The following is a 625-nucleotide window of genomic DNA, read 5'->3' as shown; positions in this document are numbered from 1 at the left end:
AACTCTTGCAGTACCGGCAAGGTATCTTTAATCATCTCTGGGTTACCACACAGCATCACAAAGCTGCTTTGCGGAGAGAAAGGCACATCCACTTTATTGGCAAGCTCACCAGACGCAATCAACTCTGGGATTCGACCTTGCAGTTTTCCGAGTGACGATTCACGGCTCACGATTGGCACGTACTTTAAGCGTCCTTCATATCGGAATTGAAGATGCTCAATCAGGTATTTGTAGACCAAATCTTTTTCGTAGCGAACACCATGCACCAGCACGATACGATCATTGTGAGGAAGCAGGTTAATGTCATCCAGCAAAGATAAAAACGGGCCAATGCCAGTCCCCGTCGAAAGCAACCATAGATCACTCGCTTGCTTAGGAATAGTGTCGTGAATGAGATCGCCATGCGCGGTTTCACCCACATAAATCGGGTCACCCGCTTTTAGCTTTTGCAACCTTGGAGAAAGTTGCCCTTGAGGATCTGCCACAATGAGGAATTCGAGCCACTCGTGTTGCTCGCTTGGCGCATTAACCACAGAGTAAGCGCGGCTGATAGGCTTGCCCTCATCATCGAGCAAAGCAAGCTTGGTGAACTGACCGGCTTTAAAGGTAAGAGGCGCGCCTGAGA

At 49.0% G+C, this 625-nt stretch carries 1 protein-coding gene; it reads right to left on the bottom strand.

What is annotated here, in order from left to right; translation table 11 throughout:
* Nucleotides 1-625, bottom strand: a 625-nt coding sequence (locus R7093_RS26275; RefSeq protein ID WP_318147153.1) for a ferredoxin--NADP reductase, incomplete at both ends; no start/stop codon positions are given.

The sequence above is a fragment of the Vibrio sp. 1580 genome (assembly GCF_033340055.1).
The sequence above is the reverse complement of the archived record's forward strand: the minus strand, read 5'-3'. Positions and strand labels throughout refer to the sequence as shown.